The following is a 24,683-nucleotide window of genomic DNA, read 5'->3' as shown; positions in this document are numbered from 1 at the left end:
TCGGGAGGAAGGCCATGCGCATTTTCACCATTGGCTATGAGGGCGCGACTCAGCCGGAGCTGATCGCCGCGCTCAAGGCAGCAGGCGTCGAGCGTTTGATAGACGTCCGCGCGGTGCCGCTGTCGCGCAAGCCCGGCTTCTCCAAGAACGTCCTCGCCGCGGGCCTGAGGGAAGCGGGGATCGACTATGTCCACCTTAAGGCGCTCGGCACCCCGCCCGCCGGCCGCGAGGCGGCGCGCAAGGGGCGGATGGCGGAGATGGAGCGGATTTATGCCGCTCAGCTCGAAACGCCCGAAGCCGGCGCGCAGGCTGCGCAGATGGTCGCGCTCGCCGAGGAAAAGCCCTCCGCCTTGCTCTGCTTCGAGCGCGACCCGGCGCACTGCCACCGCACGCCGCTTCGTGAAACGGTGATCCCGGATTGGGAGGCGGTCGATCTTTACTGCTGAATTCCGCCGCAAATCGGGGTGATTCCCGAGTTCAGCCGAGCGCTTCTACCGGCATGATCGGTTGCATGAGATCGAAATCGCTGCTGCTCCTCGCGCTGCCCATGGCGATACCGCCGCTGGCTTCGTGCGAGACCGTTCACGAGCCGATGACCTACGAGCAATGCTCGGCAGTGCGCATGTGCACCCTTCGCGGGCACATGGTTCCGGTCCAGGCGGGGCAGGCGTGGATGGGCAAGCTCGATCTCGCCGGCGGGCGCTGCGTCAGCGTCTCGCTTCCGGCGCAGATGATGCACGAGCTCCAGGCCAGCGGCGGCAATGACGTGACGGTCCGCGGTCGCGTGCACGAGATTCCGGCGAACGCTCAGGTGATGACGGTGGAAGGCCGCACTATCGGCCTCGGCACCTGCGGTCACTTCATCCTGTTCGTCTACGATTGAGCGCGGGCGGCGCGGACGGCCTCCAGCGGCAGCGCACCGTAATGATGCGGGAACAGGGCGCCGCCGCGCGAGACCTCCCATTTGACGGCTTCACCCAGAACGGTGAGGTCGATTTCGGCAAAGACGAGGTCCGTCCGTCCCGTGAAATGCCTGGCGATCGTGCCTTCGATCTGATCCTCCGCCGACAGATGAATAAATCCGTCGGCGCGATCGGCCGGGGAGCCTTCGAACCGCCCGGAAGCCTGGAAGCTTGCCCACTCGTCGACGGTCAAAATCTTCCATGCGGTCGCGGGAGGCGCGGTCACGCTTCTTCGCTGCCGTCGGCCAGATTCTCGCCGACAATAGCGCCAGGCTCAGGGGCGATCTCCACAGCGCCGTCGCTGAGATCGGCTTCGGCTTCCTCCTCGCTTTCCTCGATCCGGGCGGCGGACACGACATGCTCGTTCTCGGCGACGTTAAACAGGCGCACGCCCGCGCTGTTGCGGCCGATGACCCGGGTGTCGCCGACGCTCATCCGGATCAGCTTGGCCTGATCGGTGACCAGCATCAGCTGCTCGCCATTGTGCGCCGGAAAGGAGGCCACGACGGGTCCGTTGCGGGCGAGATTGTCGATATTGGTGATGCCCTGGCCGCCGCGGTTGGTTCGGCGATATTCATAGGCGCTGCTGCGTTTTCCGTAGCCGTTCGCGCAGACCGTGAGGATGAACTCCTCGGCCGCTTCGAACTCGGCAAAGCGTTCGTCCGACATCTCGCGAGGCGGTGGCGGCGGTAGGTCAGCGCGCCGTTCGCGCCAGGGTGCGTGCCGCAGATACTCGTCGCGCTCCTCGGTCGTCGCCGCGAAGCCGCGCAGCACGGACAGCGAGATCACCTCGTCGCCGCCGAGCAGGCGGGCGCCGCGGACGCCGGTCGAATCGCGGCTCTGGAACTCGCGCACGTCGGTCGCGGCGAAGCGGATCGCGCGGCCGTTGCGCGTTGCGAGCAGGACGTCGTCTTCCTCGGTGAGCAAGGAGACGCCGATCAGCCGATCCTCCGAGCCTTCCTCGAACTTCATCGCGATCTTGCCCGAGGTGCGGATGTTGGCGAAGGCGTCCATCGAGTTGCGCCGCACAGAGCCGCGTGCGGTCGCGAACATCACGTGGAGCTTGCCCCATTCCGCCTCGTCTTCCGGAAGCGGCAATACGGTCGAGATGGTCTCGCCTTCGGCGAGCGGCAGCAGGTTGATCATCGGACGGCCGCGTGCCTGCGGTGCGCCCTCGGGCAGGCGCCATACCTTCAGGCGGTAGACCTTGCCGTGGGTCGAGAAGAACAGGACCGGCGTGTGGGTCGAGGTCACGAACAATTCGGTGACCGCATCCTCCTCCTTGGTCGCCATTCCGGCGCGGCCCTTGCCGCCGCGGGCCTGCGTGCGGAAGGTCTGCAGCGGCGTGCGCTTGATGTAACCGCCGAGGGTCACGGTCACGACCATGTCCTCGCGCTCGATCAGATCCTCGTCCTCAATCCCGTCCCAAGCCGGCGCGATCTCGGTGACTCGCGGCGTCGCGTAGGCGGTTTCGATCTCGTCGAATTCGTCGCGCATCACCGCGAAAAGCTTCACCCGGTCGCCGAGGATTTCGAGCAGTTCGCCGATCGAGGTCGCCAGCTCCCGCAGCTCCCCGCCGATCTCGTCGCGGCCAAGCGCGGTGAGCCGGTGCAGGCGCAGGTCTAGGATGGCGCGGACCTGCGCCTCGGACAGGTTGTAGGTGTCGCCCGAAATCTCGGTCTCGACCGCCTCGACGAGCCGGATGTAGGCGGAGATCTCGGCGATCGGCCAGGCGCGCGCGAGCAGCGCCGCGCGGGCCTCGGCCGGCGAGGCGGAGCCGCGGATGATCCGCACCACCTCGTCCAGATTGGTGACGGCGATGACCAGGCCGAGCAACAGGTGCGCGCGGTCGCGGGCCTTGGCGAGTTCGAACTTGGCGCGGCGGGTGATCACCTCCTCGCGAAAGCGGATGAAGGCCTCGATGAAGTCGCGAAGCGTCAGCGTCTCCGGCCGGCCCCCGCGAATGGCGAGCATGTTGGCCGGGAAGGACGACTGGGCCGGCGTGTGCCGCCAAAGCTGGTTGAGGACGACGTCCGGAGTGGCGTCGCGCTTGAGGTCGATGACCACTCGAACGCCCTCGCGGTTCGATTCGTCGCGAATGTCGGAAATGCCCTCGACTCGCTTGTCTTTGGCGGCCTCGGCGATCTTCTCGACCAGGCCATTCTTGCCGACCTGATAGGGGATCGAGGTCAGCACGATCGAGCGGCGGTCGCCCCGGCCTTCCTCGATCTTGTAGCGCGCGCGTTGAAGGATCGAGCCGCGGCCGGTGTGATAGGCGCTGCGGGCGCCCGCCTGGCCCAGGATGATCGGAGCGGTCGGGAAATCGGGGCCGGGGATGATCTCGATCAGCTCGTCGATCGTGATCGCCGGATTGTCCATATAGGCTTTGCAGGCGGCGATGACCTCGCCGAGATTGTGCGGCGGGATGTTGGTCGCCATGCCGACCGCGATTCCACCGGCGCCGTTGACCAGCAGGTTCGGGAAGCGCGCCGGAAGCACCTGCGGCTCGGAGCGCGAGGCGTCGTAATTGGGCTGGAAATCGACCGTATCCTTGTCGAGATCGTCGAGCAGGGTCATCGCCACCTTGGCGAGCCGCGCCTCGGTGTAGCGCATCGACGCCGGCGGATCTGGATCCATCGATCCGAAATTGCCCTGGCCGTCGATCAGCGGCACGCGCATCGACCAATCCTGCGTCATTCGGGCGAGCGCGTCGTAGATCGCGCTGTCGCCGTGCGGATGGTAGTTGCCCATCACGTCGCCGACGATCTTGGCGGACTTGCGATAGGGCCGGCCGGGGACGAAGCCGCCCTCCTGGCAGGCGTAGAGGATTCGGCGGTGGACCGGCTTCAGCCCGTCGCGAACGTCAGGCAAGGCGCGGGCGACGATCACGCTCATCGCGTAATCGAGGTAGGAGGTCTTCATCTCATCAACGATGGAGATCGGGGAGATGTCGCTGGGGTCGATGGTCGGCGTTTCGCTGGCCAATGGATGTTCCTGAAAATGCGTAATTGAGGAGGGCGCGAGGGTCGCGCCGGCGATGCGGGGAGCACCCTAGCCGATACGCGCCGCCAGGGCCACCCCGCGCGCGTGCACGCGCGCACACGCGAGGAGCCTTCCCTAGATAAAGCGGATCGCCGCGATGACCAGCCCCTTCGGCGCGGTTCAAGAGGCGTTCAGTGGACGAGACCTAGCAACCATGGGGTCATGGCGCTAAAGCCACGGCCCTCCCGTCCCTCGGCGGACGGATTCGCTGGTGGAGGCGCGTTGCATGAAGCTTTCGAGGGCCGTCCTTGCGGCAGTGCTGGTGGCAGGCGGGGCGAGCGCGCAGGTCGGGCAGGCGCCGCGCACGATCAACGTCAGCCGCGACGAAGAAAATGCGATCAACGTCTTGGCGGCGGCCGCCGCGCAGCCCAATCGGCCGGCCCAGGACGCGGCGCTCGCCGCCGCCCGTGCCGCGTCGCGCAGCGCCGAGGGGCGCTATGCCGTCGCCCGCTACCAGCTCGATATCGCGCGCTCCCGAAGCGATGCGCAGCTGTACAACCAGGCGGTCGACGCCTTGGTCGAGAGCGGTCTCGCCCCACCCGATGAAATGGCCTCACTCCTCGCCAACCAGGCGTCCCGGGCCTATGGCGCGGGTGACATGGCGCGGACCGAGCGCCTGCTCGCTCGCGCAGTCGAGGCCGCTCCGAACAACGTCGAGGCCCTGACCGACTATGCCCAGTTCAAGTCGCGGGTGAATCGCCGGCAGACGGCCGCGGCCGACCGCGAGCTCGCCGTGCAGCTGTTCAGCCGCGCGATCGAGGCCAATCGCGCCGCCGGCCGAGCCTCTCCGGAGAGCCTGCACCGGCGTGCGGTCGCGGTCGCTTACGATGCCACGCGGCCGCCGCTCGGTCTCGCCCAGCTCGGCCCGCAGGCGATCGCCCTCGCGCGCTCGCTGGTCGCGGCCTATCCGAGCCAGGTCAATTGGCGCGACGCCTTGCTCGTCTATCGGGACGTTGCCGCCGCCGGCGACGCCGAGCTTCGGCTGGATATCGGCCGGCTGATGCGCGCGTCAGGCGCGCTCGCCGGGGAGCGCGACTATCTCGAGGCTGCACAGGTGCTGACGACGACCTCGCCCGGCGAAGCGAAGATCTTCCTCGACGAGGGCGTATCGCGCCAGATGCTCGATTCGACCAAGCCCGCGGTGGCGCAGGCGATCGCCGCGGCCAACCGCCAGGCCGTCGCAGCGCGCGCGGCGCTGCCCCGCCTTCGGGCGCAGGCGACCGCAGGCACCGGCGCCCAGGCGCGGGCCGCCGCGGACGCGCATTTCGCCGCCGGCCAATATGCCGAGGCCGCCGAACTTTACGGCCTGGCCTTGCAGAAAGGCGGCGAGGACCCAAATCTCGTGAACAGCCGGCTCGGCGCGTCGCTCGCGCTCGCCGGTCGGAGGCCCGAGGCCGAAGCGGCGCTGCACGCCGTGACGGGGCCGCGCGCGGAGCTCGCCGGTTTCTGGCTGGCCTGGCTCGCCCGTCGCCCGGCCGCGTGACAACGGATTCAAGGCGTTTTCGCACTACAGGAGACTGTTCGATGAGGATTTCGAAGGCCGTTCTGGCCGCCCTGCTCGCGACGAGCGCGTCCGCGGCCTTCGCCCAGCCCCCCGCGGCTCCGGCCGCTCCACAAGCGCCCGCCCAGCCCGAACGGCAGTACAATCTTAGCCGCGGCGAGCGGACCGCGCTTCAGCCGGTCCTCCAGGCGGTCGGCAACAACGACTGGGCCGCCGCCGCTGCGGCGCTTCCCGCCGCCGACGCCGCCGTCAGCGGCGCGGATGCCAAATATATCGTCGCCCAGGTGAGGCTCCGAATCGGCCTCAACACCAACGACACGCAATTGCAGGCGCGCGCGATCGACGACCTGATCGCTTCGGGCGGAGCGCTTCCGGCGGAAATGCCGGGACTGCTGGAAAACCAGGCGCGGCTCGCCGCCGCTGCCGGCGACCAGGCCAAGGCCGATCGTGCGCTGGCGCAGCTCGCCGCGCTCAATCCCAACGATCCGAATGCCCGGATGCGGATGGCGCAGGCCCGTATGGGCCAGCAGGACTGGGCTGGCGCGCTGCAGATCTATCAGCAGATCGCCCAGGCCGAGCAGCAGGCGGGCAGGCCGATTACAGAAGACCTTCGCAAGCGGCTTCTGACGGCGGCCTATCGCGGCCGGATGGGACCGCAGGCCATCACCTACGTTCGCGACCTCGTCACCGCTTTCCCGACTCCGAGCAACTGGCACGACGCGCTCGTCATCTATGGCGAGATGGGCAATGGCGGCCCGGGCGCCAAGCTCGACATCTACCGCCTGATGCGGGCGGTCGGAGCGATGTCGGCCGAGCGCGACTATGTCGAATATGCCAATGCCGCGATGGAGGGCGCCATGTTCGGCGAGGTCAAGGCAGTGCTCGACGAAGGCCTCGCCCGAAACGCGATCGCGACCAATGCCGGCTGGGCGCGCGAGCGGCTCGCCACCGCTACCCAGAGAATCGCCAGCGATCGCCCGACGCTGGCCGGCGAGCGCACGGCGGCGCTGGCCGGAAGCAACGCCACAGCGGCCCTTCGCACCGGCGACGCCTTCTTCAGCTACGGCCAATATGCCGAGGCGGCCGAGCTTTACCGGGCGGCCCTGCAAAAGGGCGCGGCGGATGCGAATCTCGCCAACATGCGGCTCGGCGAGGCGCTCGCGCTTGGCGGCCAGCGCGCGGAGGCCGAGGCGGCGTTCCGTGCCGTCACCGGCCCGCGCGCGGAGCTCGCTCAATTGTGGATGCTCTGGCTCTCGCGTCGGGGGTAGGGAAGGCCCCTGGCGGCGTCCCACTTTGCGACGCGGCGAATTAGGCGCTTTTGCGCCCGGGCGCGCGCGAGTAGGCCTGATCCATGCGCTTCGACGACCGCATCGCGACCGTATTGTCCATGCCCGCCGACCGCGCGGACAGGACGTCCGCGCGCTGGCGCCAACTCGTCGACCTGCTCGCCCAGCCCGGCGCCGATTCGACCGAGCGTGACGAAGCCTTTCGAGTCCTTCGCGACACCCGCGCCGCTATCGATCCGGCGGCCCGGCGGCAGGCGGCCAGAGCGCTCGCCGGCCGGGAAGTCGCGCCCGATTTGCTCGCTTTCTTCGCTGAGGACCAGGCATCGATCGCCGCGCCGCTGATCGCCCGGGCGCGGCTCGACCGCGATTCCTGGTTCGAAGTGCTGCCAAGGCTTGGCCCCGCCGCGCGGGCCCTGCTTCGCCACCGCGACGATCTCGACCCGGAAGTGAAGCACGCGTTGAGCGCGTTCGGCCCGGGCGATCTCGTGCTCGAGCGCGGCGACAGCATCCCGGACGGAGCGCCGGTGTCCGCGCCCGAAGCGACGGACGAAAGCGACTCGCAGATCCGCGATCTGGTCGCTCGGATCGAGGCCTTCCGCAAGCAGCGCCGGCAGCCGCCGGGCGAGGGTCCCCATCCGGTCGAGGCCCACCTCGACGGCTTTCGCTGGGAAACGGGGTCGGACGGAGTCATCCTTTGGGTCGAGGGCGCGCCGCGCGGGGCGCTGGTCGGACAGAGCATCGCCTCGATCGCCGGGCGCGGCCATTACGGAGTCGACGGCCAGGCCGCAGGCGCGTTCGAGAAGCGCGCGCCCTTTCGCGACGCCCGCTTCAACGTCGCGGGGGCGGGGCCGGCGGGGGGCGACTGGCGAATCTCCGGAGTTCCCTATTTCGATCCCCAGCGCGGCAACTTTCTCGGCTATCGCGGCACGGCGCGGCGGCCGCGGATCGACGAGGTCGCCAATAACCTCACCAAGCCCGTGGGCGTGTTCGGGACCGAGCTCCCGGCCGAATCGCTGCGCCAGCTGATCCACGAGCTGCGAACGCCGCTCAACGCGATCATCGGCTTCGCCGAGATGATCGAGGGCCAGTATCTCGGCCCCGCCGCGGCGCCCTACAGGGACAATGCGGCGGAGATCGCCGGCCAGGCCCGCAGCCTGCTCGGCGCGGTCGAGGATCTCGATACCGCCGCCCGGCTGGAAACGCGGCGCTTCGAGGTCGAGGACAGCCGGATCGACGCCGCCTCGCTCTTTGCCCGGATGAACGAGGCGTATGGCCGCCTGGCCGAGGAGCGCGGCGCGCATCTCGCCGCCGAGATCGTCGGCGAGCTGCCGCCGGTCCTGGTCGCGCCGGGGGTCGGCGAGCGGATGGTCTCGCGCCTGCTCGGCGGAGCGATCGGCCTGGCCCGGCCGGGCGAAACGATCAGCACGAGCCTTGGGCTGCGGGCTCGAGGCGAGGGCACGATGCTCTGCCTCACTGTCGGCCGGCCGGAGGCGATCGCCGGGGTGAACGAGGGCGAGCTGCTCGATCCCGGCTACAGCCCCGACGGCGATTGGCCCGCGGCTCCGGCGCTGGGGCTCGGCTTCGCGCTGAGGCTGATCCGCAATCTCGCCGAGGCGGTCGGCGGCGCGCTGGTCGTCGACGAGTCGCGCTTCGCGCTCTACCTCCCGATCCCCAGTCAGCCCGGGGAGCGTGAAGGCGTGCTCTGAGCCTTGCGGGGAACGCCCTCTCATGCCATTCGGGCGCGGGGCCTGTAGCTCAATGGTAGAGCCGGCCGCTCATAACGGCTAGGTTGTAGGTTCGAATCCTGCCGGGCCCACCATTTCGGATTATTCTTCACGCCCGATCTGCGCTATTCTTTGCCCTTCAGTCCTTGACTTGAGTCGATGGGGGGACGGTCATGCTCAGATTCTCGTTGGGCGCGCTTTTGCTTGTCCTGGTCTTGGCGGGCTGCGCGATTTCGCCCCCGCCGCAGGTCGCCCAGGCCCAATTCTGCCGTTTCCACTCCTATCCCATCGCTTTGCCGCTGACCGAGACGGCGCCCGCAGGAGCCACTCTGGCCAGCGAAATCCAGACCGCGCTGACCGCCCGGGCGGCGGCTCGCAGCGGCCAGCCGTTCCGGCTGCTCGCGCTTTCCGGGGGCAGCCTTCACGGCGCGTTCGGAGCCGGGTTCCTCGACGGCTGGCGCCGCTCGAGCCCGGGCGAGAGGCTCCCCGAATTCGACGTGGTCACGGGAATCAGCACCGGATCGATCCTTTCGACCTTCGCTTTCCTCGGCAACACCGAGCGGGGCGTCACGCGCTACGCGATCAGCAACGAAAGCGAGCTTTTGACTCCGATCGGCCGCAACCGCCGCGACGGCAGCATGTCGCCTTTCGAGCTGGTAAGGGTGGTGCGGCGCGGCGCCGTGGCCGATCTTGCTCCGCTGCGCGGCGTTCTCCTGAACGAGATTTCCCCCGAGGTGATGCGCGCCGTCGCCGAGGCCAACGCCGCCCACCGCAAGCTCTATGTCGGCGCCGTCGACATGGACAGCGGCCAGGCGAGCGCCTTCGACCTCACGCAGATGGCCTCCGATTACGCCGCGCTGGCGCCGCCGGAGGCCGCGGAGACGCCCGATCAGCTGCGGCTGCGCGGCTGTTACGTCGATGCGATCGTCGCATCGTCCTCCGCGCCGCTCGCCGCCGTTCCGGTGTTCATCGACAACGGCATGTTCGTCGACGGCGGCATGCGCTTCGGAATGTTCGCGGACGACGTCATCCAGGGAGCGACGAGCGCGGAAAAGGCCAGCGGCCTGCCGAGCGAGTTCTTCGTGATCGCCAATGGCGACCTCGAAACGCCGCCGGTGTGCGGCCGGGCGCGGGAGACGCTGTGCGTGGCGAATCCGCCGACCGGCCTCGCCACCGATCCGCGCAGCAGCTGGAGCCTGCTCAATCTCGCGCTGCGGTCCGAGCAGGTGCTCGTAAACCAGGTCTACCGCTTCTCCGCCGATCGGATCATCGTCGAGCAGAAGATGGGCAACCGGGTGTGGTTCACGCGGATCGATCGCCCGGCGCTCAACGCCCATTTGTTCGCGATGGATTCGCCGCAGCTCGCCACGCTGCCGATCGATTCGACGCATCCGGACGGACGATACAGCTGCAGCGAATGGAAGGACGAAGACGAGCGGACGATGCATCCGATCCAATTCTATCCGCGCTACATGCACTGCCTGATCGACTATGGCAGCCGGCGGGGGGCGGCCGACGGCTGGGACATCCATCCCCTGCCGGATGCTCCGGTTGCGCCGGCCGCGCCCAAGCCCTAAGCGCTCGCGCGTCGGGGAGTAGCGCAGCCTGGTAGCGCATCTGCTTTGGGAGCAGAGGGTCGCAGGTTCGAATCCTGTCTCCCCGACCAAATTTTCTATCGAATATGAAGCGGCCTACAAGAAGCGTCCGCGACGCGTGTCCGGATCGCTCATCTCATTATGGGGAATCCGCTTATGGGTACGGCCCTAGCGCTCCCGCGGGCGCTCCGGCGCCGGCTCGATCCGCTCCGGCGCATAGGCCGCGACCGCCAGCATCGCCGTCCAGGCAGCGACGTTCTGGCGGAGCTGGGCGGGATCGACCTTGTCGAGCGTGTCGTCCGGCGTGTGATGATAGTCGAAATAGCGTGTGCCGTCCTGGTTGAGGTCGATCGCCGCTGTCCCGGCGCGGGCCCACATGCCGAGATCGGCGCCGGCGCTCGCGCTTCCGGGTCCTTTGGTGATTCCGAGCGGGGCGAGCACGGCCGCGATCCGCTCGCTGAGTGCCGCATTGCCCGCTCCCAAGCTGAATTGCGCACGCCAGACGCGGTCGGCACCGAAATCGGATTCGCCGACCAGAACGACGTTGTTCTCGCCGCGGTGGAGGTTGAAATGGGTCTCGCCGCCTCCGCCGCCGACCTCCTCCGCGCCGAACAAGACGACCCGGATCGTCCGCCTCGGCTGCCCCGCCTGCATGATCCGGTGAGCCGCGGCGGTGGTGATCGCGGCGCCGGCGGCGTCGTCGATCGCTCCCGTGCCGAGGTCCCAGCTGTCGAGGTGGCCGCCGATGACGATCACGCCGGCGCTCGGATCGCTGCCCGGCACTTCGGCGACGACATTTCCCGAATGGCGCGTGCCGATGTTGCGCGGGGTCAGCGTCAGGCGCATCCGCACGGGCCGCCCGCGCGAAAGGATTCGCTGGAGCTGCTCCGCGTCGGGCACGGTGAGCGCCGCCGCTGGGATCGGCCGCGCGCCCTCGCCGAAGCTCTGCACGCCGGTGTGCGGATTGCGGTGATGGTCGGTGCCGATCGAGCGGACGACGATTCCCAGCGCGCCCTTGCGGCTGGCGATGGTCGGGCCCTGGCGGCGCGGCGCTCCGAACTGGCCGTAGCCCGATCCGTCTTGCGCCGGCATCATGTGGTGGTCGATGAAGACGATCTTGCCGCGGACCGCGCTGTCCGGCGCCGCTTCCAGGGCGGCGACGCTGTCGAAAGCGACGATCTCGGCCTCGATGCCGCGCGCGGGCGTCGCAGCGCTGTTGCCGAGGGCGGTGATCACCAGCGACTGGGGGAAGGGGGAGACGATCTCCGCCCGCTCCTCGCCGCGAATCCAGACCGGCATGTCGAACGGTTCCACGCGCACGTTGGAGAAGCCCAAAGCGGTCAGATGCCGAACCGCCCAATCGCGCGCCCGCGCCTCGGCCTCGGTCCCGGCCTGGCGCTGGCCGATCTCGGTCGTCAGCCCCTCGACCATGTCCCAGGCGATCGTATCGCCGTTTAGCGCGGCATCGCGCAGCGCGGCGGGATCCGGGGCGGTCTGGGCGAAAGCGAGGGAGGGGAGGGCGACGGCGAGGAGGAGCAACTTTTTCATGGAAGGGGGCTTAGAGGCGCTCGCCACGTTTGCCAATCACTACGCGCCGCACTAGGTAACGCGCCCCGACCAGCACGAATTTTTGAAGGAACGGCGCCGCATGGCCGCACAGTACAGCTTCGTCATGAAGGGCATGAGCAAGACCTTTCCCGGCGCGCCCAAGCCGGTGCTCAACAACATCAGCCTGCAATTCTATCCGGACGCCAAGATCGGCATCGTCGGACCCAACGGCTCGGGCAAGTCGACGCTGATGAAGATCATGGCCGGGCGCGACACCGAGTTCACCGGCGAGGCCTGGCCCGGCGACGGGATTCGAGTCGGCTATCTCGAGCAGGAACCGCAGCTCGACCCGACCAAGACCGTTATGGAGAATGTGCGCGAGGGCGCCCGCGGGGTCGCCGACCTTGTCGACCGCTACAATGCGATCGTCGCCGAGATGAGCGAGGAGGGCGCGGATTTCGACGCCCTCGGCACTGAAATGGGCGACCTCCAGGAGAAGATCGACGCGGTCGACGGCTGGACGCTGGACAACCAGCTCGAGATCGCGATGGACGCCCTGCGCTGCCCGCCGGGCGACGCCGAGGTCGCCAACCTGTCGGGCGGCGAAAAGCGCCGCGTGGCGCTGACCAAGCTGCTGCTGGAAAAGCCCGACATTCTGCTGCTCGACGAGCCGACCAACCACCTCGACGCCGAGAGCGTGCAATGGCTGGAGAAGCACCTCGTCGACTATCCGGGCAACGTCATCCTCGTCACCCACGATCGCTACTTCCTCGACAATGTCGTGAACTGGGTTCTGGAGCTCGATCGCGGGCGATACTACATCTATGAATCCAATTATTCCGGCTATTTGGAGAAGAAATCTAAGAGGCTGGAGCAAGAGGAACGCGAGGAGCAGGGCAAGCAGAAGGCGATTGCCGACGAGCTCGAGTGGATCCGCCGCTCGCCCAAGGCGCGCCAGGCCAAGTCGAAGGCCCGTATCCGCGCCTTCGACGAGCTGGTCGAGGCGCAGGAGAACCGCACCCCCGGCAAGGCCCAGATCCTGATCCAGGTTCCCGAGCGGCTCGGCGGCAACGTCATCGACGTCAAGAACCTGTCCAAGGCGTATGGCGACAAGCTGCTGTTCGACGACCTGAGCTTCTCGCTCCCGCCGGGCGGAATCGTCGGCGTGATCGGGCCCAACGGCGCCGGCAAGACTACCCTGTTCAAGCTGATCACCGGCGCCGAGCAGCCCGATTCGGGCGAGATCAAGGTCGGGCCGACGGTCCACCTCGGCTATGTCGACCAGTCGCGCGACCATCTTAGCCCCGACAAGAACGTCTGGGAGGAGGTCTCGGGAGGCTCGGACGTGTTCCGCTTCGGCAGGCACGAGATCGGCACCCGCGCCTATGTCGGCGCCTTCAACTTCAAGGGCTCAGATCAGCAGAAGAAGGTCGGCCAGCTCTCCGGCGGCGAGCGCAACCGGGTCCACCTCGCCAAGATGCTCAAGGAGGGCGGTAACGTCCTCCTGCTCGACGAGCCCACCAACGATCTCGACGTGGAGACTCTGCGCGCGCTCGAGGAAGCTCTCGAGAATTTCGCCGGCTGCGCGGTGATCATCAGCCACGACCGCTTCTTCCTCGACCGGCTGGCGACCCACATCCTCGCCTTCGAGGGCGACAGCCACGTCGAATGGTTCGAGGGGAATTTCGAGGCCTATGAGGAGGACAAGCTGCGCCGGCTCGGGCCCGAGGCGGACCGGCCGCACCGGGTGACGTACCGGAAGCTTACGCGGTAGTCGTTAGAGCGGGTAATCGTAGCGCAGGAAGCCTTTCCACGCGGCTAGCCGGTCATAGAGCGCTCGCGCCCGCTCGTTGTCCTGCTTGGTCAGCCAGTAGAATTTGACCGCGCCGCGCGTGCGGGCCGCTTCGGCGACAGCGTCGATCAGCGCGCTCGCGACCCCTTGCCCGCGCGCCTCCTCGGCGGTGAAGAGGTCCTGGAGGTAGCAACAGTCGCTCGACCAGGTCTGGGCGTGGAACAGGTAATGCGCGATTCCGGCGAGGCCGCCGTCGATGCGGGCGCCGAGGCCGTGGATGCGCTCCCCCGCCAGCAGCGCCTTCCAGGTCTCGTCGTAGCGCTCCTGCGGAAGCTCCGTCCGGTAGAAAGCCTTGTAGCCGCGAGCGAGTCGCTCCCATTCGTCATGGTCGGACGGCTGAAGTGAAGCGATCTGGATGGTGGCCATAGCCAAGTCCTACCGGGATGCTGAGCGCTAGCCAATCGGCCGGCCTTGCTCCGAGGCCCGCGGCGGACCAAGATGCCGCCTGGAAATCAAGGGGAGGGGGGCGTCGCGTGGCGAGATGGAATGCGAGGAAGGGGGCCCGCGCCCACGAGGATCTGGCCCCGGAACACAGGCTGAAGCCGAGCCTTTCCTGGCCGCATCTGATCGCGCTGGGCGTCGGGGCGATCGTCGGAACCGGCATCCTGACGCTGACCGGCGTCGGCGCGGCGAAAGCAGGGCCGGCGGTGATCCTCTCCTTCACCATCGCCGGGCTGATCTGCGCCGCCGCGGCGCTCGCTTATGCCGAGATGGCGACGATGATCCCCGCCTCGGGGAGCGCCTACACCTATACCTATGTCGTGCTCGGGGAGTTGCTGGCCTGGATCGTCGGCTGGAGCCTGATCCTCGAATACAGCCTGGTCGTCAGCGCGGTCGCGGTCGGGTGGTCGGGCTATGCCTCGCCCTTGCTCGAACATTATCTCTCCTTCCCGCACGGACTGACCCAGGGGCCGGAGCTCGGGGGCATGATCAACCTGCCTGCGATCGCGATCATCGCGGTCGTCGCCGGTCTGCTGCTCTACGGCACGCGCGAGAGCGCGACGCTCAACGCCGCCCTGGTGCTTGTCAAGGTAACCGCCCTGATCGTCTTCGTCGCGGTCGTCCTCCCCTATTTCGACGCGGCGCATTTCGAGCCGTTCATGCCTTACGGCTTTTCCAAGTCGGGCCCGCCGGGAGCAGAGGTTGGCGTCATGGCGGCGGCGGCGATCATCTTCTTCGCCTTTTACGGCTTCGACGCGATCGCCACCGCGGCGGAGGAGACCAAGAATCCGGGCCGCGACCTCAAGATCGGAATCGTCGGCTCGATGGTGGCCTGCGTGATCATCTACATGGCGGTTGCCGGGGCGGCGATCGGCGCGCTTGCTTATTCCCGCTTCGCCGACAGCCCCGAGCCGCTGGCGCTGATCCTGCGCGAGCTCGGGCAGCGCCGCGTCGCCGAATATCTCGCTTTGTCGGCCGTGATCGCCTTGCCGACGGTCATCCTCGCTTTCTTCTACGGGCAGAGCCGGATCTTCTTCGTCATGGCGCGCGATCGGCTTTTGCCGCCGGGCTTGGCGCGGGTCTCGTCGCGCGGCTCGCCGGTGCGGATCACCATCTTCACGGCGATCGTCGTCGCGGTGCTTGCCGGACTGATCCCGCTGGCCGAACTCGCAGCGCTCGCCAATGCCGGCACATTGACCGCCTTCATCGCCGTGTGCGTCTGCATGCTCGTGATGCGCCGGCGCTCACCGGAGATCGAGCGGCGATTCCGAACGCCGCTCGCATGGCCCGTCGGCATCTTCGGCATCCTCGGCTGCGCCTATCTGTTCTACAGCCTGCCCCAGCGCACCCAGATATGGTTCCTCGGCGCACACGTCGTCGGCCTGCTGATCTATTTCGCTTATGGGGCCCGCCGCAGCTTGGTCGGAAAGGCCGCCGCTTGAGGCTGCTACTCGCAATCCTGTTCTTCCTCGCCGCGCCGGCCCTCGCCCAGACGCCGGCGAATGTGCGGGTTCAGCTTCGCACCAGCGAGGGTGACATCGTCGTTGAGCTGGAGATGGCGCGCGCGCCGGTCACCGCGGGCAATTTCCTGCGCTATGTCGAGGCGGGGCGGCTCGACGGGAGCGAATTCTACCGGGCCATGCATACCGCTTCCGGCGCCGGGCTGGTCCAGGGCGGCGTGCGCGATCCGCGCAAGCTGTTTCCCCCGATCGCCCACGAGCCGACCAGCCAGACCGGCCTTAGCCACATTGACGGCGCGATTTCGGTGCCGCGCCTCGCCCCTGGGACCGCGCGGGGCGACTTCACCATCATGGTCGGCAACCAGCCCTATCTGGACGCCGGCCCCGGCTCCGGCGGCGACGGCCTTGGCTATGCCGTGTTCGGACATGTGGTCGAAGGGATGGACGTGGTGCGCCATATCCTCGCCGCGCCGACCTCACCGACCGAAGGGGAGGGCGTGATGCGCGGCCAGATGCTCCAGCCGCGCGTCCGAATCCTCACCGCGCGGCGCCTGCCCGTGCGGCGATTGCTCGTCCGCTAGGCCGGAGCGAACGCTCCCGTCCCCTCGTCGAGCACGTGGAGAATCCCGTCGGCGACCGCGAAGAAGGCGCCGTGCAGCTTGAGGCGGCCGCTCTCCTCCCGCTCGGTGACCCAGGGGAAGGTCCTGAGGTTGCGAAGCGAGATGCGCACGCCTTCATGCTCCATCTCGAGGTAGGCCTCACGCGGAAGATCGGGGTGGCGAGTGCGGATCGGCTCGCGCGCTTCGGAAAGCATGTCGATCCAGTTGGCGATGAACTGACCCTCGCCATGCGGCGCGTCGTCGAACTGGCCGGTCAAGGCGGCCGCGCAGCCGCCGCAAAAGCCGTGGCCCATCACCACCAGCTCGTCGACCTCGAGCTGGGTGACGGCGAATTCGAGGGCGGCGGAGACACCGTGATAATGGCCGTCCTGCTCGAAGGGGGGGACGAGGTTGGCCACGTTGCGAACGACGAACATCTCGCCCGGCCGGGCGCCGAAGATCGTCGCGGGATCGACCCGGCTGTCGGAACAGGCGATGACCATCACCTTGGGGCTCTGCCCCTCGGCAAGCTCGGCCCATCGGTCGCGCTCCTGGCGCCATTCCTGGTCGCGGAAGCGGCGATAGCCTTCGATCAGGGTCGCGAAATCGGCCATGGGGGATCCGTTAGGCGAAGGAGGGAAGGGGTGGCAAGTCGTGCAACGGGTCGCTATTTGCGCGCCATGAGCGAAGCCGATCCGATAGCCGTTCCCCGTCAGCGCAAGCCCGACTGGATTCGCGTGAAGGCGCCCGTCAGCCATGGCTACATGGAGACGAAGAAGCTGATGCGCTCGCTCAACCTCGCCACCGTGTGCGAGGAGGCGGCCTGCCCGAACATCGGCGAGTGCTGGACCAAGAAGCACGCGACGGTGATGATCCTGGGCGACACCTGCACGCGCGCCTGCGCTTTCTGCAACGTCAAGACCGGCATGCCGCGCGCGGTCGACCCGCTCGAGCCCGAGCATGTCGCGACCGCCGCCGCCGAGCTCGGCCTCACACACATCGTCGTCACCTCCGTGGACCGCGACGACCTGCCGGACGGCGGCGCCTCGCAATTCGTCAGGGTGATCGAAGCGCTGCGGCGCAACACCCCGTCGACAACGATCGAGATCCTGACGCCGGATTTCCGCAACAAGGCCGAAAGCGCGGTCGAGAAGATCATCCAGGCCCGCCCGGACGTCTACAACCACAATCTGGAGACGGTGCCGCGTCTCTATCCGACGATCCGGCCCGGCGCGCGTTACTACGCCTCGCTGCGGCTGCTGGAGAGCGTCAAGCGCCACGATCCGTCGATCTTCACCAAGTCGGGGGTGATGGTCGGCCTCGGCGAGCAGCGCCTCGAGGTGCACCAGGTGATGGACGACATGCGCTCGGCCGACGTCGATTTCCTGACCATGGGCCAGTATCTCCAGCCCACCCCCCGCCACGCGACGGTCGAGGAGTTCGTGACCCCCCAAGCCTTCTCGGCCTACGCGGCGATCGCCCGCGCCAAGGGTTTCCTGCTCGTCGCGGCGAGCCCGCTGACCCGGTCGAGCTATCACGCGGGCGACGATTTCGAAAAGATGCGCGCGGCGCGGGAGGCGAAATTGGGGGCGGTAGGCAAGTGACCTCCATTTCCGTCGTTCCCGGGAAAGCGGGAATCCAGCTTTTCTTCTCCGCGTCTCCGCGTCGCCGCGCGAAAAAAAGGACGTTGGGTTCGCACGGAGACGCGAAGACCGCGAAAGAAGGAGGCAAAAGAAGCTGGATTCCCGCTTCCGCGGGAATGACGGGGGAGGGGCGCTGATGCCGCGCCACACCGAAACGCGAATCCTGCCCTACACGCCGGAGCAGTTGTTCGATCTCGTCGCCGATGTCGGGCGCTACCAGGAGTTCCTGCCCTGGGTCGCCGCGACCCGAATCCGCGAGAATAGCGAGACGGGAATGGTCGCGGATCTCGTCGTCGGCTTCAAGGCACTCAAGGAGACCTTCACCTCGAAGGTCCACAAGACCCGCCCGCACGAGATCGATATCGACTATGTGGAGGGGCCGCTGAAGTTCCTTCACAACAGCTGGAAGTTCCGTCCCGTTTCCGAAGGCACCGAGATGGATTTCTGCGTCGATTTCGCCTTCAAGAATCGGATATTCGAGGCGCTCGCCGGCCAGATGTTCGATCGGGCGCTGAGGCGGATGATCGGCGCGTTCGAGGAGCGGGCGGCCGAGCTCTACGCGCCCGAATCCGGCTCCGGCAGCAGCAGCCCGAGCGCGAAAAGCGCGGCCTGAAGGCGAACGCCGCCGCGGCCCGTGTCGTCGAACAGCCGCGTGTCCGCGACGATCTCCTTCGGGTTGGCGTCGCGCTCGGCGCGGGCGAAGACGACGGTCCCGACCGGCTTGCGGTCCGATCCGCCGCCCGGCCCCGCGATCCCGGTCAATGCCACCGCCACATCGGCGCCGGAAGCCTCCAGAGCGCCCCGGGCCATCGCCCATGCGACCGCGACGGAAACCGATCCGAACGTCTCGATCACGTCCATGCTGACGCGCAGCAGCTTTTCCTTGGATTCGTTCGAATAGGTGACGAAGCCCGCCTCGATAACGTCCGAGCTTCCCGGAATCTCGGTCAGCGCCGCGGCGACCAGCCCGCCTGTGCAGCTTTCGGCCACCGCCACCCGCCGGCCTGCGGCGCGGTTCTGCGCGACCACCTCGCGGGCGAGGTCGACCAGCGTGTCCGGCAGAAGATAATCGCGATTGTCGCTCATCGATCCTCCGGGAGCCGCACCGACGCGACGGCCTGGGCGGCGATCCCTTCGCCGCGGCCCGTGAAGCCCAGCCGCTCGGTCGTCGTCGCCTTGATGCTAATCCTCGCCGGGGGCAGCCGCAACAGCTCGGCGATCCGTGTCCGCATGGCGTCCCGATACGGGCCGATCCTCGGCGCCTCGCAGACGATCGTGACATCGACATGGTCGATCCGTCCGCCCGCCGCTTCGACCAGCGCTCGGGCATGGTCGAGAAAGAGAGAGGAGGGGGCGCCGCGCCATTGCGGGTCGGAGGGCGGAAAATGATCGCCGATATCGCCGGCGCCGAGCGCGCCGAGGATCGCGTCCGTGATCGCGTGGAGCACGACGTCGGCATCGCTGTGGCCGGCGAGGCCCTTGTCGTAAGGGATACGGACCCCGCCCAGCCAGAGCTCACGTCCCGCGGCGAAGGCGTGGACATCCAGCCCCATGCCGACCCGCGGAGTCAAAAGCATTGCTTCCACCCGCCGGAAATCCGCTTCGTAGGTGAGCTTGTCGAGCGCCGGGTCGCCCTGGACTATGGTCACCCTTAGCCCCGCGGCGCGGCCGATCTGGGCGTCGTCTGTTGCCTCCCCGCCGCTCCAGGCGCGGTGGGCGGCGAGGATCGACCCGAAACGGCAGGCTTGCGGAGTCTGGACGCGCAGCAGGGCCTCGCGCGGCACCGGCTCGCCGTCGGCGCGGATCGTCGTGTCGACCGCGGGAAGCGCCGGCACGGCCAGATCCGCATCCTCGAGCGCGGCGACGAGGCGCTCCCAGACATCGAGGTAGAGGAAGGGCCGGGCGGCGTCGTGGATCAGTACGCGCTCGACGCCGCCTTCCCGGGCGAGCGCCTCGAGCGCGTTGGCGACCGACTGGCGCCGCGTGGCGCCGCCGATCACGGGCGCCGGAAGCGGACGGCCCGCGATGGCCTCGCGGTAGAGCGCTTCCTGACCCTCGCCGATAACCACCCGAATGTCATCGGCGCCGGCGCGAAGCAGATGGTCAACGGCGTGCGCGATCAGCGCCTTGCCGGCGATCCTGCGATACTGCTTGGGGAGCTCGCCGCCGGCTCGGGTCCCGCTGCCCGCCGCCACCAGCAATGCCACCGTCCGGCTCATGCCCCCGCCTAACCTTGCCCGCCAGTGCATTCCACCCTATTTCGCCGGGCCATGCCCCGCCTGAAGCCCATCCAGATCGGCCCGGTCCGAATCGAAACGCCCGTGATTCTGGCGCCGATGACGGGCGTCACCGACATGCCGTTCCGGCGGATCGTGAAGCGCTACGGGGCCGGGCTCACGGTCACCGAGATGATCGCCAGCCAGGCGGCGATCCGCGAGACTCGCCAGAGCGTTCAGAAGATGGTCTGGGATCCGATAGAGGAGCCGGTCTCGATGCAGCTCGCCGGCTGCTCGCCGAAGGAGATGGCGGAGGCGGCGAAGCTCAACGAGGATCGCGGCGCTGCGATCATCGACATCAACATGGGCTGCCCGGTGAAGAAGGTGGTCAACGGCGAGGCCGGATCGGCGCTGATGCGCGATTTGAAGCTCGCCGCCTCGATCATCGACGCCACGGTGAAGGCGGTCAGCGTTCCGGTCACGCTCAAGATGCGGATGGGTTGGGATCATAACAGCCTCAACGCGCCCGAGCTGGCGCGGATCGCCGAGGATCTCGGCGTGAAGATGATCACCGTTCACGGCCGCACGCGCTGCCAGATGTACAAGGGTGAAGCCGACTGGGCCTTCATCCGCAATGTGAAGGACGCCGTCTCGGTGCCGGTCATCGCCAATGGCGACATCGAGACGATCGAGGACGTCGATACCGCGCTCGAGCAATCGGGCGCCGACGGCGTGATGATCGGCCGCGGCGCCTATGGGCGGCCGTGGCTGCTCAAGCAGGCGATGCACTGGCTGAAGACCGGCGAGCGCCTGCCCGATCCGAGCCTCGACGAGCAGCATTCGGTGATCGTCGAGCAATATGAGGCGATGCTCGATCTCTACGGACCGGTGATCGGCGCCAATTGCGCGCGCAAGCATATCGGCTGGTACACGAAGGGGCTTCACGGCTCGGCCGAGTTCCGCAATGCCTTCAACAAGGAAGCCGATCCGGCGCGGGCGCTCGCCATGCTGCGGGATTTCTACGCGCCCTGGCTCAGCAAGGCCGCCGCCTGAGGGGCGAACTCCTCTCCTGTTGCGACGGACGGCCTTTTCACTGTGTTCTTGAAGCCACAATGTTGTGCTAGAGCCGCAGTGTGAACGCCGAAGCCGCGATCCCTGTTGAGTCCCCGAGGCCGCGCTGGCGGCGGAGGATTTCCGTTTTCGCCCGCCGCAGCGGCTGGGTTCCGCTCGCCGAGATCGGCATCGTCCTCGTGCTACTCGTCGTGGTCGTCGCGAGCTATTTGATCGTCACCCGCACGGGCAGCCCGGAATCGCCGCTCGGCCCCGAGGTGGTGGCGGCGCTGGTCGTTGCTAATCTCGTCCCGGCAATGGCGTTAATGGTGATGATCGCGCGCCGGCTCGCCATTTGGCGTGCGGCTCGGTCAGATGTCGGAGGCAAGGGCCGTCTTCACGTGCGGCTGGTTGCTTTGTTCTCAATCATCGCCAGCATTCCGACACTGCTCGTGGTCATCTTCGCCTCAATGCAATTTCAGAGCGGTCTCAAATTCTGGTTCTCGGACCAAGCCCAGACCGTGCTGACGAGCGCGGAGAACGTCTCCCAGATCTATGCGCGTGAACATCGCGAACGGCTCGATCTGGACGTTCATCAAATGGGCCTCGACGTAGTCGATCGGATCAACAGATTCGGTCTGACCAGCGAAACGTTCCGCGATAATTTCCTTTATCAGAGCGCAGCGCGCCAAATCACCGAAACTGCAGTGCTTCAGATCGATCCAAATGGCCGCGTCCGCAGCCTGATTGAAGTGAATTTCGACAACCGGCCTCTGACACAGCGGTTCACGCCGCAAATGCTCCGCTCGATGCACGCAGGCGAGCTCAGAACTGCTTCAACCCCCAACCGGCTCGAAACGGTGGTGCGGCTGGATCCCCAGGCGCCGGTCTATCTTTATGGCGCGCGTGCTGTGAATGAAGCGGCCATCGCTCAAATCCGCGAAGCGCAGAACGCGGCGAGCGCCTACCAATCGGCGCTGGAAAACACGCGGCGGCTGCAGATCCGGTTCAATGTCATCCTGATCCTGGGTTCGCTCGCCCTCATCGGGCTGTCGATCGGGATCGCGCTGGCGCTTGCCGACCGGATCGTGCAGCCGATCGGCCAACTCGTCCAAGCCGCGCGCCGGGTGACCAAGGGCGACCTTTCGGCGCGCGTGCCGGTGGGCGACGCGCGCGACGAGGTCGGCACGCTCGGCCGCACCTTCAACCGGATGACCCGCCGGCTCGAGGAGCAGACCGGAGCGCTGGTCACCGCCAACGCCCAGCTCGACATGCGCCGCGCCTTCACCGAGGCGGTGCTGTCCGGCGTCACCGCGGGCGTCATCTCGGTCGACGACGATCATGTCGTGCGGCTGATCAACAGCTCGGCCGAGGCGCTGCTCAGGACCGGCGCCAAGAGCCCGGTCGGGCAGAAGCTCGCCGATCTCGTGCCCGAGCTCGACCGCCAGCTTGCCGCCGCCGAGCGCGAGGACGTCGTTCAGGTCGCCTCGACCGGCGAGCCGCGCACGCTGGCGGTGAAGACGGTGAAGGTCAAGAACGGCCACGTCCTCACTTTTGACGACATCACCGAGCAGCTGATGGACCAGCGCCGCGCCGCATGGTCCGACGTCGCCCGGCGAATCGCCCACGAGATCAAGAACCCGCTGACCCCGATCCAGCTCGCCGCCGAGCGCCTCCAGCGGCGCTATGGCACCGAGATCGACAGCGATCCGGCGACGTTCGAGCGGCTCACGGGCACGATCGTCCGCCAGGTCGGAGACCTGAGGCGCATGGTCGACGAATTCTCGTCCTTCGCGCGAATGCCCAAGCCCGCCTTCGCGCCCGAATCGCTGAACGAGATCGCGCGCCAGGCCCTGTTCCTCCACGAGGTCGCCCATCCCGACATCGACTTCGCGCTCGATGCCCCGGATCCGGCCCCGATCCTCGTCTGCGACCGGCGCCTGCTCGGCCAGGCGCTGACCAATGTGGTCAAGAACGGCGTCGAGGCGATCCAGCAAAAGCGCGAGGAGAAGAAGCGGCGCCAAGCCGGCTCCGACCGGATTTCGGTCAGCATTCGCGAGGAGCGGTCGAGGGTTTCGATCGAGGTCGCCGACACCGGCATAGGCCTTCCGGCCGAGCGTGCGCGGATGACCGAGCCTTATATGACGACGCGCGCCAAGGGCACGGGCCTCGGCCTCGCCATCGTCAAGAAGATCGTCGAGGAGCATTTCGGCCAGATCGAGTTCGAGGACGCGGCCGGGGGCGGCTCGCTCGTGCGCATGACCTTCGACAGGGAGACTCTCGCCCATCTGGCCGACAATGGCCCAAGTCCGTCCGAAGACGTTTCGGCAAGTGGTTGATTAGACATGGCTTTGGACATCCTCATTGTAGACGACGAGCAGGACATCAGGGAGCTGGTCTCCGGCGTGCTCGAGGACGAGGGCTTCTCCACCCGGGTCGCCGCCAACAGCACGGAGGCGCTGGAAGCGCTCGGCGATCGCCGCCCGTCCCTGGTCCTGCTCGACGTCTGGCTTCAGGGCTCGAAGCTCGACGGGCTGCAGCTGCTGGAAGAAGTGAAGAAGCGCGATCCGACTCTGCCGGTGCTTATGATTTCGGGCCACGGAAATCTCGACACCGCCGTCGCCGCCATCCGCCAGGGGGCGGTGGATTTCATCGAGAAGCCGTTCGAGGCCGGCCACCTGGTCCACCTCGTCGCCCGCGCTACGGAAACCGAGCGGCTCAAGCGCGAGAACGAGGCGTTGCGCCAACAGATCGGCAGCGAGATGGAGCTGACTGGATCGAGCGCGGCGATCAACAACGTTCGGGCGACCCTGAAGCGGGTCGCCGCGACCGGCAGCCGAGTGCTCATCTCCGGCCCTGCCGGCGTCGGCAAGGAGGTCGCCGCCCGGCTGCTGCACAATTGGAGCCCGCGCGCCAAGGGTCCGTTCGTCGTCGTCACCGCCGCGCGGATGACTCCCGAGCGGGTCGAGGAGGAATTGTTCGGCGCGGAGGAGGGGGGCGAGCTCGTCCGGCCCGGCCTGCTCGAGCAGGCGCACGGCGGCACCCTGTTCCTCGATGAGATCGCGGACATGCCGCTCTCGACTCAAGGCAAGATATTGCGCGTCCTGACCGACCAGAGCTTCACCCGTGTCGGCGGGCAGCGGACGGTTAAGGTCGACATGCGGGTCGTGTCCTCGACCGCGCGCACATTGCCCGAGGAAATCGCGGTGGGCCGCTTTCGGGAGGACCTGTACTACCGTCTCAACGTGGTGCCCGTTCACCTGCCGGCGCTGGCGGATCGGCGCGAGGACATCCCCGAGATCGTCGCCCATTTCGCGGCGCGTTACGCCGCCGACCAGCGTGTTCCCAATCCGCGCGTGTCGGATGACGCCATGGCGGCGCTTCAGGCCTATGACTGGCCCGGCAACGTGCGCCAGTTGCGCAACGTGATCGAGCGAACGATCATCCTCGCTCCGGGCGAGCGGATCGGCTGCATCGAGATCGACATGCTGCCGCCCGAAATCCTCAACGACCAGGCGCAGCTGACTCCGAACGAGGCGGTCAAGGCGATCATGGGCACTCCGCTCAGGGAAGCGCGCGAGACGTTCGAGCGCGAATATCTGCGGGTCCAGATCCGCCGCTTTTCCGGCAACATCTCGCGCACCGCGACCTTCATCGGCATGGAGCGGTCCGCGCTGCACAGGAAGCTCAAGGCCCTGGGGCTGGCCGACACCCGGGGAGACGGGGGCGCCGATTAGCGGCCTGCAATCAGGCCCTAACCGCCA

At 67.6% G+C, this 24,683-nt stretch carries 21 protein-coding genes and 2 tRNA genes; 16 read left to right on the top strand and 7 right to left on the bottom strand.

Annotated features, from left to right (window positions below):
• The first annotated feature begins 14 nt into the window (after positions 1-14).
• Together E6G92_05090 and E6G92_05085 are read left to right on the top strand one after the other, a co-directional pair.
• The gene (locus tag E6G92_05090) at positions 15-446 is read left to right on the top strand and encodes a DUF488 domain-containing protein (GenBank protein TMJ19183.1); all 432 of its coding nucleotides are present in this window, start codon (positions 15-17) and stop codon (positions 444-446) included.
• 65 nt (positions 447-511) lie between these two features.
• Positions 512-883, top strand: coding sequence for a hypothetical protein (locus tag E6G92_05085; protein TMJ19182.1), 372 nt, complete (start codon positions 512-514; stop codon positions 881-883).
• Here the strand turns inward: E6G92_05085 and E6G92_05080 are convergent.
• On the bottom strand, positions 874-1,188 hold the full coding sequence (locus tag E6G92_05080; GenBank protein TMJ19181.1) for a DUF952 domain-containing protein: 315 nt from the start codon (positions 1,186-1,188) through the stop codon (positions 874-876). The two genes, E6G92_05085 and E6G92_05080, sit on opposite strands and share 10 nt — an antisense overlap.
• A complete protein-coding gene (gene gyrA / locus E6G92_05075; GenBank protein ID TMJ19180.1) occupies positions 1,185-3,947 on the bottom strand; it encodes a DNA gyrase subunit A in 2,763 nt (920 codons plus the stop codon). Before gyrA ends, E6G92_05080 begins: the two co-directional genes overlap by 4 nt.
• Positions 3,948-4,230: 283 nt before the next feature.
• Between gyrA and E6G92_05070 the strand changes: the two genes are divergently transcribed.
• From E6G92_05070 to E6G92_05045, 6 genes are all read left to right on the top strand, one after another.
• A complete protein-coding gene (locus tag E6G92_05070) occupies positions 4,231-5,487 on the top strand; it encodes a hypothetical protein (GenBank protein ID TMJ19179.1) in 1,257 nt (418 codons plus the stop codon).
• Positions 5,488-5,528: 41 nt separating this feature from the next.
• Positions 5,529-6,773, top strand: coding sequence for a hypothetical protein (locus E6G92_05065; protein ID TMJ19178.1), 1,245 nt, complete (start codon positions 5,529-5,531; stop codon positions 6,771-6,773).
• 83 nt (positions 6,774-6,856) lie between these two features.
• Entirely contained in the window at positions 6,857-8,497 is a 1,641-nt protein-coding gene (locus E6G92_05060) for a sensor histidine kinase (GenBank protein ID TMJ19177.1), read from the top strand.
• A 38-nt stretch (positions 8,498-8,535) separates the two neighbouring features.
• Positions 8,536-8,610, top strand: a tRNA-Met gene (locus E6G92_05055).
• Between the two features lie 78 nt (positions 8,611-8,688).
• A complete protein-coding gene (locus E6G92_05050) occupies positions 8,689-10,092 on the top strand; it encodes a hypothetical protein (protein TMJ19176.1) in 1,404 nt (467 codons plus the stop codon).
• Positions 10,093-10,104: 12 nt separating this feature from the next.
• Positions 10,105-10,181, top strand: a tRNA-Pro gene (locus E6G92_05045).
• A 97-nt stretch (positions 10,182-10,278) separates the two neighbouring features.
• On the opposite strand, the gene E6G92_05040 is transcribed toward E6G92_05045, so the two are convergent.
• Positions 10,279-11,658, bottom strand: a complete 1,380-nt coding sequence (locus E6G92_05040; GenBank protein ID TMJ19175.1) for a M20/M25/M40 family metallo-hydrolase — start codon at positions 11,656-11,658, stop codon at positions 10,279-10,281.
• 100 nt (positions 11,659-11,758) lie between these two features.
• Here E6G92_05040 and ettA point away from each other — a divergent pair, with 100 nt between their 5' ends.
• Entirely contained in the window at positions 11,759-13,432 is a 1,674-nt protein-coding gene (gene ettA, locus E6G92_05035) for an energy-dependent translational throttle protein EttA (GenBank protein TMJ19174.1), read from the top strand.
• A 3-nt stretch (positions 13,433-13,435) separates the two neighbouring features.
• Here the strand turns inward: ettA and E6G92_05030 are convergent, their stop codons facing one another.
• Positions 13,436-13,876, bottom strand: coding sequence for a GNAT family N-acetyltransferase (locus tag E6G92_05030; protein ID TMJ19173.1), 441 nt, complete (start codon positions 13,874-13,876; stop codon positions 13,436-13,438).
• Positions 13,877-13,893: 17 nt separating this feature from the next.
• On the opposite strand from E6G92_05030, the gene E6G92_05025 reads away from it, so the two are divergent.
• Together E6G92_05025 and E6G92_05020 are read left to right on the top strand one after the other, a co-directional pair.
• Complete coding sequence (locus tag E6G92_05025; GenBank protein TMJ19172.1) at positions 13,894-15,393, top strand: amino acid permease; 1,500 nt, start codon at positions 13,894-13,896, stop codon at positions 15,391-15,393.
• Positions 15,306-15,992, top strand: coding sequence for a peptidylprolyl isomerase (locus E6G92_05020; GenBank protein TMJ19171.1), 687 nt, complete (start codon positions 15,306-15,308; stop codon positions 15,990-15,992). The genes E6G92_05025 and E6G92_05020 overlap by 88 nt, the downstream gene beginning before the upstream one ends.
• Here the strand turns inward: E6G92_05020 and E6G92_05015 are convergent.
• Positions 15,989-16,624: a carbonic anhydrase gene (locus tag E6G92_05015; GenBank protein ID TMJ19170.1), complete on the bottom strand. Its 636-nt coding sequence runs from the start codon at positions 16,622-16,624 to the stop codon at positions 15,989-15,991. The two genes, E6G92_05020 and E6G92_05015, sit on opposite strands and share 4 nt — an antisense overlap.
• Positions 16,625-16,690: 66 nt before the next feature.
• On the opposite strand from E6G92_05015, the gene lipA reads away from it, so the two are divergent.
• Entirely contained in the window at positions 16,691-17,614 is a 924-nt protein-coding gene (gene lipA / locus E6G92_05010; GenBank protein ID TMJ19169.1) for a lipoyl synthase, read from the top strand.
• 175 nt (positions 17,615-17,789) lie between these two features.
• Positions 17,790-18,266, top strand: coding sequence for a type II toxin-antitoxin system RatA family toxin (locus E6G92_05005; GenBank protein ID TMJ19168.1), 477 nt, complete (start codon positions 17,790-17,792; stop codon positions 18,264-18,266).
• Here the strand turns inward: E6G92_05005 and E6G92_05000 are convergent.
• Entirely contained in the window at positions 18,209-18,739 is a 531-nt protein-coding gene (locus E6G92_05000) for a CinA family protein (GenBank protein ID TMJ19167.1), read from the bottom strand. The two genes, E6G92_05005 and E6G92_05000, sit on opposite strands and share 58 nt — an antisense overlap.
• The gene (locus E6G92_04995) at positions 18,736-19,872 is read right to left on the bottom strand and encodes a bifunctional 2-C-methyl-D-erythritol 4-phosphate cytidylyltransferase/2-C-methyl-D-erythritol 2,4-cyclodiphosphate synthase (GenBank protein ID TMJ19166.1); all 1,137 of its coding nucleotides are present in this window, start codon (positions 19,870-19,872) and stop codon (positions 18,736-18,738) included. Before E6G92_04995 ends, E6G92_05000 begins: the two co-directional genes overlap by 4 nt.
• Positions 19,873-19,923: 51 nt before the next feature.
• Here E6G92_04995 and dusB point away from each other — a divergent pair, with 51 nt between their 5' ends.
• The 3 genes from dusB to E6G92_04980 all read left to right on the top strand — a co-directional run bounded on the left by dusB (position 19,924) and on the right by E6G92_04980 (position 24,656).
• A complete protein-coding gene (gene dusB / locus E6G92_04990; GenBank protein TMJ19165.1) occupies positions 19,924-20,922 on the top strand; it encodes a tRNA dihydrouridine synthase DusB in 999 nt (332 codons plus the stop codon).
• Positions 20,923-21,104: 182 nt separating this feature from the next.
• A complete protein-coding gene (locus E6G92_04985; protein TMJ20714.1) occupies positions 21,105-23,258 on the top strand; it encodes a HAMP domain-containing protein in 2,154 nt (717 codons plus the stop codon).
• Between the two features lie 6 nt (positions 23,259-23,264).
• Complete coding sequence (locus tag E6G92_04980; protein TMJ19164.1) at positions 23,265-24,656, top strand: sigma-54-dependent Fis family transcriptional regulator; 1,392 nt, start codon at positions 23,265-23,267, stop codon at positions 24,654-24,656.
• The last annotated feature ends 27 nt before the right edge of the window (positions 24,657-24,683 follow it).

It is taken from the genome of Alphaproteobacteria bacterium (assembly GCA_005883305.1).
Lineage (GTDB): Bacteria > Pseudomonadota > Alphaproteobacteria > Sphingomonadales > Sphingomonadaceae > Allosphingosinicella.
This window is presented reverse-complemented; position numbering and strand designations above follow the sequence as displayed.

Coding starts and splice junctions, on each gene's coding strand:
- E6G92_05005 (TMJ19168.1), top strand. CDS start 17,790: ATGCCGCGCCACACCGAAACGCGAATCCTGCCCTACACGCCGGAGCAG.
- lipA (TMJ19169.1), top strand. CDS start 16,691: ATGAGCGAAGCCGATCCGATAGCCGTTCCCCGTCAGCGCAAGCCCGAC.
- E6G92_04980 (TMJ19164.1), top strand. CDS start 23,265: ATGGCTTTGGACATCCTCATTGTAGACGACGAGCAGGACATCAGGGAG.
- E6G92_05015 (TMJ19170.1), bottom strand. CDS start 16,624: ATGGCCGATTTCGCGACCCTGATCGAAGGCTATCGCCGCTTCCGCGAC.
- E6G92_05040 (TMJ19175.1), bottom strand. CDS start 11,658: ATGAAAAAGTTGCTCCTCCTCGCCGTCGCCCTCCCCTCCCTCGCTTTC.
- E6G92_05070 (TMJ19179.1), top strand. CDS start 4,231: ATGAAGCTTTCGAGGGCCGTCCTTGCGGCAGTGCTGGTGGCAGGCGGG.
- E6G92_05085 (TMJ19182.1), top strand. CDS start 512: ATGAGATCGAAATCGCTGCTGCTCCTCGCGCTGCCCATGGCGATACCG.
- E6G92_05020 (TMJ19171.1), top strand. CDS start 15,306: ATGGTTCCTCGGCGCACACGTCGTCGGCCTGCTGATCTATTTCGCTTA.
- E6G92_05030 (TMJ19173.1), bottom strand. CDS start 13,876: ATGGCCACCATCCAGATCGCTTCACTTCAGCCGTCCGACCATGACGAA.
- ettA (TMJ19174.1), top strand. CDS start 11,759: ATGGCCGCACAGTACAGCTTCGTCATGAAGGGCATGAGCAAGACCTTT.
- E6G92_05065 (TMJ19178.1), top strand. CDS start 5,529: ATGAGGATTTCGAAGGCCGTTCTGGCCGCCCTGCTCGCGACGAGCGCG.
- E6G92_05090 (TMJ19183.1), top strand. CDS start 15: ATGCGCATTTTCACCATTGGCTATGAGGGCGCGACTCAGCCGGAGCTG.
- E6G92_05025 (TMJ19172.1), top strand. CDS start 13,894: ATGCTGAGCGCTAGCCAATCGGCCGGCCTTGCTCCGAGGCCCGCGGCG.
- E6G92_05000 (TMJ19167.1), bottom strand. CDS start 18,739: ATGAGCGACAATCGCGATTATCTTCTGCCGGACACGCTGGTCGACCTC.
- E6G92_05060 (TMJ19177.1), top strand. CDS start 6,857: ATGCGCTTCGACGACCGCATCGCGACCGTATTGTCCATGCCCGCCGAC.
- E6G92_05050 (TMJ19176.1), top strand. CDS start 8,689: ATGCTCAGATTCTCGTTGGGCGCGCTTTTGCTTGTCCTGGTCTTGGCG.
- E6G92_04995 (TMJ19166.1), bottom strand. CDS start 19,872: ATGAGCCGGACGGTGGCATTGCTGGTGGCGGCGGGCAGCGGGACCCGA.
- dusB (TMJ19165.1), top strand. CDS start 19,924: ATGCCCCGCCTGAAGCCCATCCAGATCGGCCCGGTCCGAATCGAAACG.